The organism is Mycolicibacter heraklionensis, from assembly GCF_001021505.1.
Classification (GTDB): Bacteria; Actinomycetota; Actinomycetes; order Mycobacteriales; family Mycobacteriaceae; genus Mycobacterium; species Mycobacterium heraklionense.
On the sequence record NZ_LDPO01000020.1, the window covers coordinates 1 to 16,757 of the forward strand.

Sequence of the window (16,757 nt, forward strand, 5' to 3'; positions counted from 1 at the left end):
GGCCCCGCCCATCCTCACTGAACTCGGTTGAACGCAGTTGGGAACCAAACCCGTTTGACGAACTACGTAGAGACGAGGACAGGGCAGGCCCCCCAACCCCCTTGACAAAAACCACTTACGAAGGTGTCTGTACGTCTTGTCCCGGTGTGTCGCGTACAAGTACGCACCCTCATGGTCGGGGAACGGACCCTATCCAACGCTGAAAGGCGTCAACGTCGACGTTGCTGCCGCACACGACGGTGACCACGTGTCGGCCGGCGAAGCGGTCTCGGTCCTCGAGGATCGCCGCGATGCCCAGTGCGGCGGACGGTTCCACCACGAGGCCAGCATGGGTGAAGAGCATCCGCATACCGGCGACGATCGACGACTCCTGGACTAAGACGGCGTCGTCGACGACCAGCAAGAGATCATCCAGGACGGCCGGGATGGGACGCCGGGCGGCGACGCCGTCGGCGATGGTGTCGGTCGAGTCGGTGGTGACGACTTGCCGTTGACGCCACGACTGTGTCATCGCCGGGGCGCCGGCGGGCTGAACGCAGATCACCTCGACGCCAGGGGCGAGAGCTTTCAGTATGTGGCCGACCCCGGTGGCCAGCGCTCCACCCCCGAGAGCGATCAAGACGGCATCGAATGATCCCGGGGAGTCCAACAGTTCAAGGCCGATGATTGCCGCAGCCTCGCAGGTCTCAACGTCCTGGCTGTCTTCGACCAGACGGATCCCTTCGCGTCGGGCGATGGCCGCCGCTTGTTCCCGCGCGGTGTCGAAGTCGCCGTCGGACAGCTGCAACGTGGCGCCCAGCGCGCGGATCCGGTCGAGTTTGGCCACCGGCGCCGTGCGGGATGCCACGACGGTGATGTCGAGTCCGCGGCGGCAACCCGACCAGGCCAGGGCATGGCCGAGATTGCCGGCACTGGCGCACACCGCGGCCTCAGATCCGTTGCCGAGCAGCCGGCTCGTGACCACCTCGGTGGCACGCGCCTTGAAGCTGCGCACCGGGTTTGCTGTCTCGAGTTTGATGCTCACCGTGCAGCCGAGGCCCCTACTCAGCGCCCCACAGGGATACAGCGGAGTGTCGAGAAACATCGGATCGATCAACCGGCGCGCCGCCCGGATCCGTCCGGTGTCGAGCCGCGTCCCCGTCATCCCCGGAGCGTAACGGCGGCGGGCATCTCAGACACCGCCGCGAAGGTGCATCGTTGTACGCCGCACCCGGAGTGTCGCGGGCCAAACACGCACGCTGGGCGGATCGGCGACCAGGACGCTGGGCGGATGGGCGATGAGCACGCTGGGCGGATATGCGGCACGAATTTGGTGCTGGGCGATACGTCACCTAAGCTCTAGGGGTTGCCGTGAGCAGACCTCGGCCAGCGCAAGTTGGCCCTGCGTGCTCATCGGCTCCGTAAGAACTGCAAGACCACGCACGTCCGGGGAGATTCCGGCTGGCACCGCCATGCCGCGCGTCGACCCGATTATTGAGGAGATCTGGTGATTCAGCAGGAATCGCGGTTGAAGGTCGCCGACAACACCGGCGCCAAGGAGATCTTGTGCATCCGGGTGCTCGGCGGCTCGTCGCGGCGCTACGCCGGCATCGGTGATGTCATCGTCGCGACCGTCAAGGACGCCATCCCGGGCGGCAACGTCAAGCGGGGTGATGTCGTCAAGGCCGTCGTGGTGCGCACCGTCAAGGAGCGTCGCCGCGCCGACGGCAGCTACATCAAGTTCGACGAGAACGCGGCCGTGATCATCAAGGCCGACAACGACCCGCGCGGAACCCGCATCTTCGGGCCGGTCGGTCGCGAGCTGCGCGAGAAGAAGTTCATGAAGATCGTCTCGCTGGCACCGGAGGTGTTGTAGATGAAGGTCCACAAAGGCGACACCGTCCTGGTCATCGCCGGTAAGGACAAGGGCGCCAAGGGCAAGGTCCTGCAGGCTTTCCCCACCCGCAACCGGGTCCTGGTCCAGGGCGTCAACCGGATCAAGAAGCACGTCGCGAACTCGGCCAACCAGGCCGGTGCGTCCTCGGGCGGGATCGTCACGCAAGAGGCCCCGATCCACGTTTCCAACGTGATGGTCGTCGACTCCGACGGTAAGCCCACTCGGATCGGCTACCGGGTGGACGCCGAGTCCGGCAAGAAGGTTCGCGTCTCCAAGCGCAACGGCAAGGACATCTAGAGATGACGACTGCAGAGAAGATCCAGCCTCGGCTGAAGGTGCGCTACCGCGAGGAGATCCGGGACGCGCTCAACAAAGAGTTCAACTACGCCAACGTGATGCAGATCCCGGGCGTGGTGAAGGTCGTGGTGAACATGGGCGTCGGTGAAGCCGCCCGGGACGCCAAGCTGATCAACAACGCGGTCACCGACCTGGCCGCGATCACCGGCCAGAAGCCGGAGATCCGCAAGGCCCGCCTGTCCATCGCGCAGTTCAAGCTGCGCGAGGGTATGCCGATCGGCGCCCGGGTCACCCTGCGCGGTGACCGGATGTGGGAGTTCCTGGACCGGCTCACCTCGATTGCTCTGCCGCGTATCCGCGACTTCCGCGGATTGTCGGCCAAGCAGTTCGATGGTTCCGGCAACTACACCTTCGGGCTGGCCGAGCAGTCGATGTTCCACGAGATCGACGTGGACTCCATCGACCGCCCGCGGGGGATGAACATCACCGTCGTCACCTCGGCGACCAACGACGACGAAGGACGAGCGCTACTGCGGGCTCTCGGCTTTCCGTTCAAGGAGAACTGACCATGGCTAAGAAGGCGTTGGTTATCAAGGCGGCCCGCAAGCCCAAATTCGCGGTGCGCGCCTACACCCGCTGCAACAAGTGCGGCCGCCCGCGCGCGGTGCTCCGGAAGTTCGGCCTGTGCCGAATCTGCCTGCGCGAAATGGCGCACGCCGGCGAGCTGCCCGGTGTGCAGAAGAGCAGCTGGTGAGGGTGGAGGAGCAGCCTAAATGACTATGACGGATCCGATCGCGGACTTCCTGACCCGTCTGCGTAACGCCAACTCGGCGTACCACGACGAGGTCACCCTGCCGCACTCGAAGATCAAGGCCAACATCGCCGAGATCCTCAAGCGCGAGGGTTACATCACCGACTACCACGTCGAAGACGCCCGGGTGGGCAAGGCGCTGGTGGTCAACCTCAAGTACGGCCCGAACCGGGAGCGCAGCCTCGCCGGTCTGCGCCGGGTGTCCAAGCCGGGCCTGCGGGTCTACGCAAAGTCGACCAACCTGCCACGGGTGCTCGGCGGCCTGGGCGTGGCGATCATCTCCACGTCCTCGGGTCTGCTCACCGACCGTCAGGCGGCCAGGCAGGGCGTGGGCGGCGAAGTCCTCGCGTACGTGTGGTGAGGGAGTAGCAGACATGTCGCGTATTGGTAAGCAGCCGGTCCCGGTTCCCGCCGGGGTCGACGTGACCATCGATGGTCAGAACGTATCGGTCAAGGGACCCAAGGGCACCTTGGAGCTCACCGTGGCGGAGCCGATCAACGTCGCCCGCAACGACGACGGGGCCCTCGTGGTGACCCGGCCGGACGACGACCGGCGCAACCGGTCCCTGCACGGCCTGAGCCGCACCCTGCTGGCCAACCTGGTCACCGGTGTGTCGGAGGGCTACGTCCGCAAGATGGAGATCTTCGGCGTCGGCTACCGCGTCGCGCTCAAGGGCAGCGACCTGGAGTTCGCGCTGGGCTACAGCCACCCGGTGCTGATCAAGGCTCCCGACGGCATCACCTTCGCGGTGGAGACGCCCACCAAGTTCTCGGTCTCGGGCATCGACAAGCAGAAGGTCGGCCAGATCTCGGCGAACATCCGCCGCCTGCGCCGCCCCGACCCCTACAAGGGCAAGGGCGTGCGCTACGAGGGTGAGCAGGTTCGCCGCAAGGTCGGAAAGACAGGTAAGTAGTCATGGCGCAATCACAAGCAGACCCCGCGGTCCGCAAGCCGGTCGGGCAGAACATCTCCGAGGTTCGGCGCGCGCACCGGATTCGCCGGCACGCGCGGCTGCGCAAGAAGGTGGCTGGCACCGCCGAGCGTCCGCGTCTGGTGGTGCACCGCTCCTCGCGGCACATCCACGTCCAGCTCGTCGACGACCTGGCCGGCCACACCGTGGCTGCGGCGTCGTCGATCGAGGCCGACGTGCGGGCCGTGGACGGCGACAAGAAGACCCACAGTGTGCGGGTCGGCCAGCTGATCGCCGAGCGCGCCAAGGCCGCCGGTGTCCAGAACGTGGTGTTCGACCGCGGTGGCTACACCTACGGCGGGCGCATCGCTGCACTGGCCGACGCGGCGCGCGAGGGCGGATTGAACTTCTGATGACTGACGTGAAGATGACTGGAAGGACCGCATGATGGCGGAGCAGCCGACAGGGGCCTCCTCGGCAGGTCCCGACACGGGCAGCCGCAGCGACGGGCGCGACAACCGTGACAACCGGGGCGGACGCGGTGGCCGCGACGGCGGTCGTGGTGGCCGTGACAACCGGGACGGCGACAAGAGCAACTACCTGGAGCGCGTTGTCGCGATCAACCGGGTGTCCAAGGTGGTCAAGGGTGGTCGCCGGTTCAGCTTCACCGCGCTGGTGATCGTCGGCGACGGCCACGGCCTGGTCGGCGTCGGCTACGGCAAGGCCAAGGAAGTGCCTGCCGCGATCGCCAAGGGCGTGGAGGAGGCTCGCAAGGGCTTCTTCCGGGTCCCGCTGATCGGTGGCACCATCACCCACCCGGTTCAGGGTGAAGCCGCCGCCGGCGTGGTGTTCCTGCGCCCGGCCAGCCCCGGTACCGGTGTGATCGCCGGTGGTGCGGTGCGTGCGGTGCTGGAATGCGCCGGCGTGCACGACATCTTGTCCAAGTCGCTGGGCAGCGACAACGCGATCAACGTGGTGCACGCCACCGTCGCCGCGCTGAAGATGCTGCAGCGTCCCGAAGAGGTGGCGGCCCGACGTGGTCTGCCCATCGAAGACGTGGCTCCGGCCTCGATGCTCAAGGCTCGCCGCGAGAGCGAAGCGCTGGCTGCCGCTGCGGCGCGGGAAGGCACGGCGTAACCATGGCAAACCTGAAGATCACCCAGGTCCGCGGCACCATCGGTGCGCGTTGGAAGCAGCGCGAGAGCCTGCGCACCCTGGGCCTGCGCAAGATCCGCCAGTCGGTGGTGCGTGAGGACAACCCGCAGACTCGTGGGCTGATCCGGGTTGTTCACCACCTCGTAGAAGTTGAAGAGGCCGGGGAGAAATAATGACGCCCATCAAGCTGCACGACCTGCGCCCCGCGCCCGGGTCGAACACCAAGAAGACCCGCGTCGGCCGTGGTGAGGGTTCCAAGGGTAAGACCGCGGGCCGCGGCACCAAGGGCACCAAGGCTCGCAAGAACGTACCGGTCCGGTTCGAGGGTGGGCAGATGCCGATCCACATGCGGCTGCCCAAGCTCAAGGGCTTCCGCAACCGGTTCCGCACCGAGTACGAGGTCGTCAATGTCGGCGACATCAACCGGTTGTTCCCCGAGGGTGGCACCATCGGCCTCGACGAGCTGGTCGCCAAGGGCGCGGTCCGGAAGAACACGCTGGTCAAGGTGCTCGGCGACGGCAAGCTGACGGTCAAGGCCGACGTCACCGCCCACAAGTTCAGCGGCAGCGCCCGCGACAAGATCACCGCAGCCGGAGGCACCGCCACCGAGCTGTAGATCTCGTCGCGCCGCGAGAAGTCACAGAATCGCACTCCACCGCTTGGTGGGGTGCGATTCTGCGTCTGGTCGCGGTGTCGCACGGCGCCGGTAGGCTCAAAATCATGTTCTCCTTGCTGACCGGCGTGCCCGGCCTGGACGACCTGCGCGGCGTCGCCCGTCGCATCGACACCGCCCGGCACCACGGCGTGCCCAACGGCGTGATCCTCGAACTCGACCTGCAGGAGCTGCCCCACGAGACCGGGGCTTTCGACCCGCTGGCGCTGATCCGTTCAGGTGGCCGGCCGCCGGTGCTGCGCGATGTGGTGGCCGCCATCCACCGTGCTGCCGAAGACCCGCGAGTAGCGGGATTGATTGCCCGGGTGCAGCTGTCGTCCGCGGCCGCCGGGCCGGTGCAGGAGCTGCGTGCTGCGATCGCCGAGTTCACCGCCGTCAAACCGTCGCTGGCCTGGGCCGAAACCTACCCGGGCACGCTGTCCTACTACTTGGCCTCGGCGTTCGGTGAGGTCTGGATGCAGCCGTCGGGGACGGTCGGGCTGATCGGTTTCGCCACCAACGCGACCTTCCTGCGCAGCGCGCTGGACAAGGCCGGCATTGAGGCGCAGTTCGTCGCCCGGGGCGAATACAAGTCGGCGGCCAACCTGTTCACTCAGGACTCCTACACCGAGGCGCACCGCGAGGCCGACACCGCTCTGGTGCAGAGCCTGCACGCTCAGGTGCGTGCGGCCGTCGCCGAGTCCCGCAACCTCGACGCCGGCGTCATCGACACCCTGGCCGACAAGGCGCCGCTGCTGCGTGACGACGCGGTGCAGTCGGGCCTGATCGACCGGATCGGATTCCGCGACGAAGCCTACGACCGGATCGCCGAACTGGCCGGAGCCGAGGACATCGCCGGCGCCGACGACGACAACGCGCCACCGCGCCTGTACCTGGGGCGCTACGCCCACGCCACGGCCGGCGGGTCTGGTCCCGCCTTGCCCGGGCGTAAGCCCAAGCCGGCGATCGCCGTGGTGACGGTGTCCGGTGCGATCGTCAGCGGCACGGGCGGGCCGCAGCTGTCGCCGTTGGGCAACCGCAACGTCGGTGGCGACACGATCGCCGCGGCGCTGCGTGAGGCCGCGGCCGACGATGAGGTCGCCGCGATCGTGCTGCGGGTGGACAGCCCGGGCGGTTCGGTCACCGGGTCCGAAACCATCTGGCGGGCGGTGCAGCAGGCCCGCGCGGCGGGCAAGCCGGTGGTGGCCTCGATGGGCGCGGTCGCGGCATCCGGCGGCTACTACATCTCCGCGGGTGCGGACACCATTGTGGCCAACCCGGGCACCATCACCGGATCCATCGGGGTGGTGACCGGCAAACTGGTGGCCCGTCAGCTCAAGGACCGCCTCGGGGTCGGTACCGACTCGGTGCGCACCGGTGCCAACGCCGACGCCTGGTCGATCAACGCTCCGTTTACCGCCGAACAGCAGGGGCAGGTCGAGACCGAGGCCGACCTGTTCTACGACGACTTCGTGGCGCGGGTGGCGCAGGGCCGCAACCTGACCACCGAGGCGGTGGACGCGGTGGCTCGCGGGCGGGTATGGACCGGCGCCGACGCGGCCGAACGGGGGCTGGCCGACGAGCTGGGCGGGCTGCGCACGGCGGTGCGACGTGCCAAGGTGCTGGCCGGGCTCGACGCGGACGCGCAGGTCCGCACCGTGTCCTACCCCGGCTCGTCGTGGTGGGAGTTCGTCCGGCCGCGCCCCTCTTCGCAGCCGGCGGCGGCGCTGTCCGATGCGGTCGGCAACCTGGTGGTGCGGTCCCTGACTGGGCTCGTCGACCAGGTCGAACGCTCGGTCAACGGTGCGCAGGTGCTGTGGCTGGGGGAGTCGCGCTGGTAAAGCACGTAACGCAGAATCAACAATTCTCTTCGCGGCAGTAAAAGCTCGGTAACACGTCTTTAACGGGCCCCGGCCATCCTTAGAGCCATGAAACGGTTACTGCTGCTGGCAGGTCTGAGCGCGATGGTCGGCCTGGCCGCTCCCGCCAACGCCGCGCCCGCCGGTATCGATGGCCAGTTCCTGGCCACCCTGAGCGGAGCCGGACTGAGCCACCGGGCCAACGACGAGGCCACCGTGTCGGCCGGCCACGCCGTGTGTCAGCTGATGGACGCGGGGCTGTCGCCGATGGACACCGTCGTCGCGGTGCAGACCACCAACCCCGGCTTCACCATTCACACCGCTGCCCAGTTCGCCGCGATCTCGACGGCGCACTACTGCCCGCAGTACATGTAGTTTGCTCGCCGTGGGGCGCTAGGACTGCAGTCGGGCGCCCAGCACGTCCCGGAACAACGCCTGTCGCAGCGCGAGTTCGCGAGGGTCGCTGTAGAGGTGAAAACCCAGGCGGTTCATCACATATGAGTAGCCGATGCCGGTGTCGGGGTCGGCGAATCCGAAAGAACCTCCGAAACCCGGTGTGCCATAAGCCCTTTCTGAGGAACCGAAGGCGGACGCGAACGCCGGTTTGGACAGCCCCAGCGAGAACACCACCTCAACGCCCAACACTTTGTCGCGTTCGCCGCGAGACGGCGATGCCGGCATGGCAGTGAGCTCATCGCGCACACCGGGACTCAGCGGCAGCGCCGGATCTGCGGTTGCCGCGGCGCCGTAGAGTCGCGCGATCGCCGACGCGGAACCGATTCCGTTGGCCGACGGGATCTCCACGGCCCGCACGTCGTCCCGGTTGTAGTCTCCGTCCCAGGGCTTGATGTCGCGTGGCATGGAGCTCGCTCGTCCCAGCAGTCCGAACGGGTTGAACGATGCGGCCACCAGGGCGGCCGGCATCACATTGAGGTGCAGCAGGGACTCGGCGCGTTTCCACTGGTGCAACAGCGCCACTTGGTCGCGGGTGACCGAATTCGGCAGGCCGATGTGCAGGTCCAGCCCCAGGGGGCCGGCGATTTCGTCGGCGAAGAACCGGCCCAGGGTGCGGCCTGCCGGGTCGGTGCGACGGATCAGCTCGGACTCGTACCAGCCCAACGTGATCGCGTGATACCCGTGCCGGGTGCCGGGCGCCCAGAGCGGCTTCTGGGCGGCGAGCATGGGCGCCAGGCGATCCGGGGCGGCGACGTCGGCCAGGGTCGGTGCGGGCTTCAGCGCGCTCAACCCGGCCTGATGGCCGAGGAGCTGGCGGACGGTGACATCACCCTTGCCGGCCTGCGCGAACTCCGGCCAGTGGGTTGCCACCTTGTCGTCGTAGCCGAACAGGCCCCGCGAGACCGCCAGCGCCACGGCCAGGGCCGCCACGCCCTTGGTGCTCGAGAAGACGTTGACCATGGTGTCCGGCTGCCATGGCTCGCGCGCAACCCCGTCGCGGTAGCCGCCCCACAGGTCGACGACTTTGACGCCGTCGCGGTACACCGCGACTGCGGCGCCGACCTCGCGGCCGCTGGCGAAGTTGGCCCGGAACGCGTCGGCGACCTTGCCGTAGCCCACATCGACGTCTCCACCGATCAGATCTTGGGGAACCGCGACCTTGAGCACCATGGGGTGGTTATACCGCTGCCGGTCACCCGGCTATCCCCGAATGGTGAAAGCCGCGCTCCGAGCCCGCGCGGTCGTCCCGTTCAGGACACCTCGGTGCTCGGGGATCAGGAGTCCCGTCGGCCAGTGCGCGAGTTTGCCCGATGGGCCGCGTAGTCATTTTTATGGGGGTCTCGCTATTTCGCATATGGGGGCCAATATGTAAGCAATATTACCTACTTGTGGTGACGGTCACACGCATCGGTAAACAATGATGTCGCCCATATGACCCAGCTCTCAATTTCGGATAATTCTCAGGTCAATCATGGTTTATTGCCGCAGGAGGCTCCGCAGATACCTAATTTTCAATTCGTCGCAAGCGTCAAATTCGGCTAACTTGCAGCGCGGGCAGGCCAAGTCGCGGTTGGCGTACTCCAGCGGAACCGACGACTAATTGGCGTGAATTCAGGAATTGAGGAATTCGGCATGAGGCAGAGTCGTGAAGGTCGGCAGGGTAACCGTTCAGGTGGTGTCGCTCGGCGGGTGGCCGGCGCGGGTAGCGCAGTCGGCGCCTTCCTGGCTTTCGGAGTGGGTCCGGTGGCAGGTGCTCCCGCTGCCACCGCTGACTTCGACGACCTGTTCTCGCAGCCGATCCTGGAGATGTTCGACTCCTGGTCCGTGGGCTCGGACTTGTGGCTCACCGGGTCATCGGCCGACATGCTCGCCGGCCTCGACGCGGGTGCCGCGTTCGACTCGAGCATTTTCGCCTTTGACCCCACCCAGCCGTTGGGCCCGTGGCTGGCGGAGCTGGACCACCTGCTCTACTCGGGCTTCCAGAACTACGTGTATCTGCCGTTGTACGCCATCAGCCAAGACTTGATGGGCTACGCCGAACCGTTGCTCAACATCGTCAACCAGCCCTTCGTCGACCTGTTCGGTCGGGTGCTGATCGGCAATGGCATCGACGGCTTCGACGGCGTCAATGACTCGCTGCTGGGCAGCTCGGGAATCTTCGGCAACCTCGGCGATGGCGGGTTCCTGTTCGGTGACGGTGGCGCCGGGGTTGCCGGTAACGCCATCAATGCCGACGGCGGGATCGGTGGAGCGGCCGGACTGATCGGCAACGGCGGCGCGGGCGGCGCCGGGCTCGATGGCGTTGCCGGCGGCGACGGCGGTGCCGGCGGGGACGGCGGTGCCGGCGGCTGGCTGCTGGGCAACGGTGGCCTGGGCGGCGCTGGTGGTGCCGGTGGAATCGGTGGTGGCGCTGGTGGTTTCGGTGGTGCTGGCGGTGCGGCCATCTTCATCGGCAACGGTGGCGCCGGCGGCGCCGGTGGTGCCGGAGGTTTCGGCGGCGACGGTGCCGACGGAGCCACGTTCGGCGCGAGCGGTGACAACGGCGGCTTCGGCGGTATCGGCGGCAACGGTGGTACCGGCGGCCGGGCGGGCTTGCTGTTCGGCGCCGCAGGCAACGGCGGCAATGGTGGAATCGGCGGCGACGGTGGTGCCGGTGGTGACGGTCAGAACGGCCTGCACGGCACCAACGCCGGCGGTGCCGGCGTCAGCAGCGGCCTTCCCGGTCAAGACGGTATGGACGCCGGCGACGGTGGTAACGGCGGAAACGGTGGTGCCGGTGGTAACGCCGGTAAGGGCGGCGCCGGTGGATTCCTCGGTATTCACCCGGCTGGGGCTTCCGGCGTGGCCGGGGCCGGCGGCAGCGCCGGTGACGCCGGCAATGCCGGCAACGGCGGCAACGGTGGCAACGGTGGCAACGATGGAACCGGCCTGTCCGCCGGTGACGGTGGTGACGGCGGCGCGGGCGGTGACCGTGGTATCGCCGGCGTCGCGGGCCTCGGCGGCCTGAACAGTGACGGCACGCGTGCCGCCTCCGGCGCGGCCGGCGCGGTGGCGATCAGCGGTGGCAACGGTGGTCACGGCGGCAATGGCGGCAACGGCGGCGTGCTCAGCGACGGCCAGGGCCAAAACGGTGGTGCCGCCGGAAACGGTGGTGCCGCAGGGCGGATCGGCGACGGCGGCAACGGTGGTAACGGCGGGCACGGCGGCGACAGCGCCGCCGGTGCCGACGGCGCCAACCCCGGCGACGCCGGAGTGGACGGCAAGGTCGGCGGTTACGGCGGCCACGGCGGTAACGGCGGTGCCGGCGGTCGAGACGCCGGCAACTCCGGCAACGGCGGCAACGGCGGAAACGGCGCGGACGGCGGCGACGGCGGTGCGGGCGCCCACGGTGCCGACGGAATCTTCCCCGGCCAGGACGGCCAAGACGGTGGCCACGGCGGCAGCGGTGGCGATGGCGGCGCCGGCGGTAACGGTGGCAACGCGGGCGTGGTCTACAACGGTGTGGTCGGACTCAACGGCAACGGCGGCGACGCCGGTAACGGTGGCAACGCCAACACCCCCGGCAACGGCGGCAACGGCGCGGCCGGCGACGCGGAGAACCCCGACGGCGGCAAGGGCGGCAACGGCGGTAACCCCGGCACCGCAGGCAACGCCGGTATTGGCGGTGTGCACGGCACCGGCGGTAACCCGGCCAGCGGCGTCGACGGTCTCGACGGCGTCGCCGGGACCGGAGTGACCGGAATTCACGGCAACGGCGGTAACGGCGGTGCGGGTTATGACGCCTCGACCGACCCCGACGCCGTTCCAGGCGCGGACGGCGGCTCCGGCGGTGCCGGAGGCCACGGCGGCCTGATCGGTAACGGCGGCAACGGCGCGGCCGGCGGTAGCGGCGCGCTGGGAGCGCAGGGCGCTGATGGCGATGTGCCCGGCGCATCGGGCGGTACCGGCGGCGCCGGGGGCGCTGGTGGTGCCGGGGGCGCCGGCGGTAATGGTGGCGCGCTGGCCGGTAACGCCGGTGACGGCGGCAACGGTGGTAACGGAGCCACCGGTGGTGTCGGCGGCACCGGCCAGGACGGTGCAACCGGCGTGGCCGGTGTCGACGACGGCGCGGGCGGTAACGGCGGCGACGGCGGTAACGGCGGTGTGGGCGGTAACGGCGGCGTGGGAGGTAACGCCGGCACCGCGGCCAACGGCAACGGTGGCCGCAACGGCGACGGCGGGAATGCCGGTGACGGAGGAAACGCCGGTAACGCCGGCAACGGCGGAACGGGTGCCGCCGGTGACGCCGACAACCCCGACGGCGGCAAGGGCGGTGACGGCGGCAATCGCGGTGAGGCCGGCCTGGGCGGAACCGGCGCCGGAGCCGGCACCGGTGGCAGCGGCGGTGCCGCCGGGAGCGACGGCACCGCCGGCGCGGACGCCACTGCAGGTGGTGACGGCGGTGACGGTGGTCGAGGCTTCGACGCCACCGCCCCGGGAACCAACGGCGGCAACGGCGGTGCCGGCGGTAACGCCGGAGCCGTCGGCACCGGTGGTGACGGCGGCGCGGGGGGTACCGGCGCCAACGGCCTGGCGGGCGTGACCGACGGCAACGGCAACGGCACCCTCGGCGGCGATGGCGGTAAGGGCGGCAATGGTGGTGCCGGCGGTGCCGGCGGAACCACCTCCGGTGACGCCGGCAACGGCGGGATCGGCGGGGCCGGTGGCGTCGGCGGGATCGGCGGAAGCGGCGCCAACGGCACCGCCGGTGTCGACGCCACGGTGCCCGGCGGCAACGGTACGGCCGGCGGCGACGCCGGTGACGGTGGTGTCGGCGGTACGGGCGGTGGCGGCGGCAACGGTGGTGCCGGCGGCACTGCCACCAACGGCAACGACGGGCAGGCCGGCGCGGGCGGTGTTGGTGGCGCGGGCGGAAACGCCGGTAACGCCGGCAACGGCGGGGTCGGTGGCGCCGGCCTGGGCGGCGGTGCCGGTGCGGCGGCCGGCAACGGTGGCGACGGCGGCGACGGCGGCGTGCGCGGCACGGCCGGGGCCGGCGGCCAGGGCGGAACCAGCGGCGACGGGACCACCCAGGCGGCGAGCGGCGCCACGGGCGCCAATGCGACCGGTGGTGACGGCGGCGCAGGCGGTAGGGGTGGCGCGGCGACCAACGCGAACCAGACCGGCGGCAACGGTGGAAAGGGCGGCAACGCCGGCCCCGACGGCCGCGGCGGCGACGGCGGTGTGGGCGGCAAGGGCTTCAACGGCGCCAACGGCACCAACTCCACAAACCCGAACGTGGACGGCACCAACGGCGGCAACGGCACCGCCGGCGGCGACGGCGGTGCGGGCGGTCTCGGCGGAACCAACTCCGGTGTCGGCGGCAACGGTGGAGCCGGCGGTGCGGGCGGCAACGGCGGCAACGGCGGCCACGGCAGCAACGGCACCACCGGAGGCAACGGCACCAGTGCGAACCCGGACGGCTCCGCCGGCGGCGACGCCAGCAGTGGCGGTAACGGCGGTAACGGCGCCGCCGGCGGCAACGGCGGCGCGGCCGGTACCGGGGCCAGTGGCAGCGGCACCGCCGGCGCCGGAGGCAAGGGCGGTAACGCCGGTAACGCCGGCAATGCCGGCAACGGTGGTAACGGCGGCGACGGGATCCAGACCAACACCACTGGATCGGGTGCACACGGCGGCCACGGGGGCAACGGCGGCAACGGCGGGGACCGCGGTACCGCAGGCACCGTCGGTGCCGGTGGTATCGGCGGTGACGGAACCCAAGCCGCGAACGGCTCCGCCGGATCGAGCGGTACCGGCGGCAACGGCGGTAACGGCGGCAAGGGTGCCGACGCCACCAGCACCGGCCAGTACGGCGGCAATGGCGGTAAGGGCGGCAACGCGGGTGCCGACGGCAACGGCGGCAACGGCGGTGACGCCGGTAAGGGCGCCAACGCGCCCACCGGACCCGGCGCGACCGGGGGGACCGGATCGACCGGTACCGACGGAACCCAGTCCGGCGACGCCAACGGCGGCACGGGCGGTACCGGTGGTAACGGCACCGGGATCGGCGGTAAGGGCGGCAACGGCGGTACGGGCGGTACCGGCGCCGACGGCGGCACTGTTCCTGGCCAGTCGGCGGGTGCCGGCGGCACCGGCGGCACCGGCGGCAACGGCTCCAACGGCGCGGACGGCGGCTACGGCGGCAAGGGTGGCGACGGCGGCCTCGGCGGCAGCAACTCCGGTAACGGCGGTAACGGCGGCAAGGGTGGCGCCGGTGGCAATGGCAGCAGGGGCGGCGACGGCGGGGCTGGTGGTGCCGGCGCCAGCGGCGGTAACGGCAGCGACGCCAACCCCAACGGCGGCGCCGGCGGCAACGGCGGTAGCGGTGGTAACGGCGGCAGCGGCGGGAACGCGGCCGGCGGCAACTACGGCGGCAAGGGCGGCGCGGCCAACAACCCCAACGGCACCTCAGGCCAAGACGGTGCCAACGGCACCGACGGCACTCCGGGTGGTCCCGGAGCCGCCGGGCCGGGTGGGCCGGCCGGCGGTGGCGGCGCCGCTGCCGGCGGCGGCACGGCGGGCCCGCCCGGACAGCCCGGTGAGGGCGGCAAGGGCGGCGGGGTCATTCCCCCGAGCTGATAGCGGGGCGCCCCGCAACACGCCTATGGCCGCCGGTCCTTCGACCGGCGGCCATAGGCGTTGTCGTGGCAAGGTGCCGTTTAGAGCCGAATCGCCTCGATCGCAACCGAATTGCGCAGCCGCGCCACGATCTCACCGTCGGGAAAGGCGCGGCCGTAGTCGGCGAACACCGTCTCTCGGCCGCGCTCGCGCACCTGCCACCCGCGCTCGCGCAGGTATGCCCCGACCGGGTTTCGCTCGCCGGCGTACACCAGGGTGGTGATGTCGAGATCCAGACCTTGGTCGGCGAACCGCTGACCCAGCGACTGGTTGGAGCCGCTCAGCGCGGCCGCGCCGTCGGGGTGGTATTCGGTGGCCAGCCGGCTGCCCGGGGCGCTCAACGCGGTGATGTGGTCGAACAGCCGGTCCTGCGCTTCCGGCGGCAGATAGATGAGCAGGCCCTCCGCGCTCCACGCGGTGGGCTTCGTCTCGTCAAAACCGCTGTCGCGCAACGCAGCCGGCCAGTCGTCGCGCAGATCAACGGCCACGGCGCGGCGATCGGCGATCGGCTGGGCTCCCAGGTCGGCCAGCGTGCGGGACTTGAACTCGATCACGTCCGGCTGGTCGATCTCGTAGACCACGCTGCCCTGCGGCCAACCCAGCCGGTAGGCCCGCGAATCCAGTCCGGCGGCCAGAATGACCGACTGCCGGACGCCGGCGTCCGCGGCTTGCAGAAAGAAATCGTCGAAAAACCGGGTGCGCACCGCCATCACGGCGGTCATCGGGCCGGCGGCGGACTTGGCCTCCGCGGCCACCGCCGGGTCCAGCGTGCCGTCGACCATCTTGGTGAAGAAGTCGATGCCGACCGCGCGCACCAGCGGCGCCGCGAACGGGTCGGAGATGATCGGCTCGGCCTCCGCGGTGGCCAGCGCGCGGGCGGCGGCGACCATGGTGGCGGTGGTGCCCACGCTGGAGGCCAGGTCCCAGCTGTCCCCAAGGGATCGTGCACCGCCGGTGCGTTCCATCACTGTCCTCCTCCCCGGACCGCGCTGATGTAGGCCAGCTTGCCGAAGCCGGGCTCCTCGTCGATATCCAGCGGTGGCAGCCCGTACTCGGCGAACAGTGCGTCGACGCCGCGGCTGTCTACCCGCCAGTCGTGGCCGGCCAGGTAACTACCGGCCTCGTTGCGGTCCCCGAAATAGAGCAATTCGGCCATGTCGATGTCCACCCCGTGGCTGCGCATCCGTTCCGCGGATTCCTGCATGCGACGGCGGGCCTGTTCCTCGGTGTCGGCGTCGAGGCCCGGGATGCTCTCGGTGGCGATCCGGCTGCCCGGTGCACTCAGTGCGGTGACGGTGTCCAGCAGCCTGTCCTGTGCGTCCGGTGGCAGGTAGCCCAGCAGGCCCTCCGCGCTCCAGGCGGTCGGCAGGGCGGGGTCGAAGCCCGCCGCTCGCAGCGCCGCAGGCCAGTCATCGCGCAGGTCGATCGAGACGGTTCGCCGGTCGGCTGTCGGTTCCGAGCCCTGCTCGGCCAGCACCCGGGTCTTGAAGTCGATCACCTCGGGCTGGTCGACCTCGTAGACGACGGTGCCAGACGGCCAGTCGAGGCGGTAGGCGCGTGAGTCCAGCCCGGACGCCAGGATGACCACCTGCCGGATGCCGGCATGGGTCGCCTCGGTGAAGAAGTCGTCGAAGAATCGGGTGCGCGCTGCCATGTTGTCGGCCATCCGGGCGAGGCCCGCGGGTGCCTCGTCACCGAAATCTTCCGGGGCGATCTCACCGCTGGCCAACCTGGTGAACAGATCCACGCCGACGGCGCGTACCAGGGGTTCCGCGAACGGGTCGTTGATCAGGGGACGGTCGGCCCGGCTGGCGACCGCACGAGCCGCGGCCACCCCGGTGGCGGTGATGCCCACACTGGAAGCCAGGTCCCAGGTGTCTCCAGGAAATCGGCCGGTACTTGCCATGGTGCACACTCCTATCTCTCTAGCTTCTATCTAGCTACGCCGGTCGAGCGCCGCGGGAAGTTAGTTAGCGTATTTAACGAGCTATCGATGACTGTACGCCGCTACGCTGATCGCACGCTGGCAGTGCCGCCAACGCCCGCCCGGCCCGCGGTGCGCAGCTGTTACTCTCGTAGACTG

Annotated in this window: 17 protein-coding genes; 13 read left to right on the forward strand and 4 right to left on the reverse strand. The window is 69.8% G+C overall.

From position 1 onward, the window contains the following. Nucleotides 1-169 precede the first annotated feature (169 nt). Complete coding sequence (locus ABW16_RS18860; protein WP_047320734.1) at nucleotides 170-1,144, reverse strand: threonine ammonia-lyase; 975 nt, start codon at nucleotides 1,142-1,144, stop codon at nucleotides 170-172. 342 nt (nucleotides 1,145-1,486) lie between these two features. On the opposite strand from ABW16_RS18860, the gene rplN reads away from it, so the two are divergent. From rplN to ABW16_RS18920, 12 genes are all read left to right on the forward strand, one after another. After that, nucleotides 1,487-1,855 carry a 50S ribosomal protein L14 gene (rplN, locus tag ABW16_RS18865; protein WP_024440402.1) on the forward strand — a complete coding sequence of 123 codons (369 nt, stop codon included), beginning with the start codon at nucleotides 1,487-1,489 and terminating at the stop codon, nucleotides 1,853-1,855. Then, complete coding sequence (gene rplX / locus ABW16_RS18870) at nucleotides 1,856-2,173, forward strand: 50S ribosomal protein L24 (RefSeq protein ID WP_047320735.1); 318 nt, start codon at nucleotides 1,856-1,858, stop codon at nucleotides 2,171-2,173. It abuts the gene before it with no gap. A gap of 2 nt (nucleotides 2,174-2,175) precedes the next feature. Then, nucleotides 2,176-2,739 (forward strand): 50S ribosomal protein L5, encoded by a 564-nt coding sequence (rplE, locus tag ABW16_RS18875; RefSeq protein ID WP_046285615.1) that lies wholly within the window; start codon nucleotides 2,176-2,178, stop codon nucleotides 2,737-2,739. A gap of 2 nt (nucleotides 2,740-2,741) precedes the next feature. Beyond that, on the forward strand, nucleotides 2,742-2,927 hold the full coding sequence (locus tag ABW16_RS18880) for a type Z 30S ribosomal protein S14 (protein WP_024440399.1): 186 nt from the start codon (nucleotides 2,742-2,744) through the stop codon (nucleotides 2,925-2,927). Nucleotides 2,928-2,946: 19 nt separating this feature from the next. Then, a complete protein-coding gene (gene rpsH / locus ABW16_RS18885) occupies nucleotides 2,947-3,345 on the forward strand; it encodes a 30S ribosomal protein S8 (RefSeq protein WP_013830245.1) in 399 nt (132 codons plus the stop codon). Nucleotides 3,346-3,358: 13 nt separating this feature from the next. Then, on the forward strand, nucleotides 3,359-3,898 hold the full coding sequence (gene rplF, locus ABW16_RS18890) for a 50S ribosomal protein L6 (protein WP_047320736.1): 540 nt from the start codon (nucleotides 3,359-3,361) through the stop codon (nucleotides 3,896-3,898). A 2-nt stretch (nucleotides 3,899-3,900) separates the two neighbouring features. Further along, the gene (gene rplR / locus ABW16_RS18895; RefSeq protein ID WP_047320737.1) at nucleotides 3,901-4,308 is read left to right on the forward strand and encodes a 50S ribosomal protein L18; all 408 of its coding nucleotides are present in this window, start codon (nucleotides 3,901-3,903) and stop codon (nucleotides 4,306-4,308) included. A gap of 34 nt (nucleotides 4,309-4,342) precedes the next feature. Next, nucleotides 4,343-5,032 carry a 30S ribosomal protein S5 gene (gene rpsE / locus ABW16_RS18900; RefSeq protein WP_082134210.1) on the forward strand — a complete coding sequence of 230 codons (690 nt, stop codon included), beginning with the start codon at nucleotides 4,343-4,345 and terminating at the stop codon, nucleotides 5,030-5,032. A 2-nt stretch (nucleotides 5,033-5,034) separates the two neighbouring features. Continuing rightward, nucleotides 5,035-5,223 carry a 50S ribosomal protein L30 gene (rpmD, locus tag ABW16_RS18905; RefSeq protein WP_047320739.1) on the forward strand — a complete coding sequence of 63 codons (189 nt, stop codon included), beginning with the start codon at nucleotides 5,035-5,037 and terminating at the stop codon, nucleotides 5,221-5,223. Next, nucleotides 5,223-5,666: a 50S ribosomal protein L15 gene (gene rplO, locus ABW16_RS18910; RefSeq protein ID WP_047320740.1), complete on the forward strand. Its 444-nt coding sequence runs from the start codon at nucleotides 5,223-5,225 to the stop codon at nucleotides 5,664-5,666. The genes rpmD and rplO overlap by 1 nt, the downstream gene beginning before the upstream one ends. A 104-nt stretch (nucleotides 5,667-5,770) precedes the next feature. Further along, nucleotides 5,771-7,543, forward strand: a complete 1,773-nt coding sequence (sppA, locus tag ABW16_RS18915; RefSeq protein WP_047320799.1) for a signal peptide peptidase SppA — start codon at nucleotides 5,771-5,773, stop codon at nucleotides 7,541-7,543. 87 nt (nucleotides 7,544-7,630) lie between these two features. Further along, a complete protein-coding gene (locus ABW16_RS18920) occupies nucleotides 7,631-7,936 on the forward strand; it encodes a DUF732 domain-containing protein (RefSeq protein WP_047320741.1) in 306 nt (101 codons plus the stop codon). A gap of 18 nt (nucleotides 7,937-7,954) precedes the next feature. Here the strand turns inward: ABW16_RS18920 and ABW16_RS18925 are convergent, their stop codons facing one another. Next, complete coding sequence (locus tag ABW16_RS18925; RefSeq protein WP_047320742.1) at nucleotides 7,955-9,187, reverse strand: serine hydrolase domain-containing protein; 1,233 nt, start codon at nucleotides 9,185-9,187, stop codon at nucleotides 7,955-7,957. A gap of 462 nt (nucleotides 9,188-9,649) precedes the next feature. On the opposite strand from ABW16_RS18925, the gene ABW16_RS27880 reads away from it, so the two are divergent. Further along, the gene (locus ABW16_RS27880; protein ID WP_157864263.1) at nucleotides 9,650-14,635 is read left to right on the forward strand and encodes a PE family protein; all 4,986 of its coding nucleotides are present in this window, start codon (nucleotides 9,650-9,652) and stop codon (nucleotides 14,633-14,635) included. Between the two features lie 80 nt (nucleotides 14,636-14,715). On the opposite strand, the gene ABW16_RS18935 is transcribed toward ABW16_RS27880, so the two are convergent. After that, nucleotides 14,716-15,639, reverse strand: coding sequence for a class I SAM-dependent methyltransferase (locus ABW16_RS18935; RefSeq protein WP_047320743.1), 924 nt, complete (start codon nucleotides 15,637-15,639; stop codon nucleotides 14,716-14,718). Further along, complete coding sequence (locus ABW16_RS18940) at nucleotides 15,639-16,580, reverse strand: class I SAM-dependent methyltransferase (protein ID WP_047320801.1); 942 nt, start codon at nucleotides 16,578-16,580, stop codon at nucleotides 15,639-15,641. The genes ABW16_RS18935 and ABW16_RS18940 overlap by 1 nt, the downstream gene beginning before the upstream one ends. Between the last annotated feature and the right edge of the window lie 177 nt (nucleotides 16,581-16,757).

What these genes read in the sequence shown, in the direction of transcription:
- ABW16_RS18860 (WP_047320734.1), bottom strand. Translation starts at nt 1,144, where the DNA reads ATGACGGGGACGCGGCTCGACACCGGACGGATCCGGGCGGCGCGCCGG.
- rplX (WP_047320735.1), top strand. Translation starts at nt 1,856, where the DNA reads ATGAAGGTCCACAAAGGCGACACCGTCCTGGTCATCGCCGGTAAGGAC.
- rplE (WP_046285615.1), top strand. Translation starts at nt 2,176, where the DNA reads ATGACGACTGCAGAGAAGATCCAGCCTCGGCTGAAGGTGCGCTACCGC.
- ABW16_RS18880 (WP_024440399.1), top strand. Translation starts at nt 2,742, where the DNA reads ATGGCTAAGAAGGCGTTGGTTATCAAGGCGGCCCGCAAGCCCAAATTC.
- rpsH (WP_013830245.1), top strand. Translation starts at nt 2,947, where the DNA reads ATGACTATGACGGATCCGATCGCGGACTTCCTGACCCGTCTGCGTAAC.
- rplF (WP_047320736.1), top strand. Translation starts at nt 3,359, where the DNA reads ATGTCGCGTATTGGTAAGCAGCCGGTCCCGGTTCCCGCCGGGGTCGAC.
- rplR (WP_047320737.1), top strand. Translation starts at nt 3,901, where the DNA reads ATGGCGCAATCACAAGCAGACCCCGCGGTCCGCAAGCCGGTCGGGCAG.
- rpsE (WP_082134210.1), top strand. Translation starts at nt 4,343, where the DNA reads ATGGCGGAGCAGCCGACAGGGGCCTCCTCGGCAGGTCCCGACACGGGC.
- rpmD (WP_047320739.1), top strand. Translation starts at nt 5,035, where the DNA reads ATGGCAAACCTGAAGATCACCCAGGTCCGCGGCACCATCGGTGCGCGT.
- rplO (WP_047320740.1), top strand. Translation starts at nt 5,223, where the DNA reads ATGACGCCCATCAAGCTGCACGACCTGCGCCCCGCGCCCGGGTCGAAC.
- sppA (WP_047320799.1), top strand. Translation starts at nt 5,771, where the DNA reads ATGTTCTCCTTGCTGACCGGCGTGCCCGGCCTGGACGACCTGCGCGGC.
- ABW16_RS18920 (WP_047320741.1), top strand. Translation starts at nt 7,631, where the DNA reads ATGAAACGGTTACTGCTGCTGGCAGGTCTGAGCGCGATGGTCGGCCTG.
- ABW16_RS18925 (WP_047320742.1), bottom strand. Translation starts at nt 9,187, where the DNA reads ATGGTGCTCAAGGTCGCGGTTCCCCAAGATCTGATCGGTGGAGACGTC.
- ABW16_RS27880 (WP_157864263.1), top strand. Translation starts at nt 9,650, where the DNA reads ATGAGGCAGAGTCGTGAAGGTCGGCAGGGTAACCGTTCAGGTGGTGTC.
- ABW16_RS18935 (WP_047320743.1), bottom strand. Translation starts at nt 15,639, where the DNA reads ATGGAACGCACCGGCGGTGCACGATCCCTTGGGGACAGCTGGGACCTG.
- ABW16_RS18940 (WP_047320801.1), bottom strand. Translation starts at nt 16,580, where the DNA reads ATGGCAAGTACCGGCCGATTTCCTGGAGACACCTGGGACCTGGCTTCC.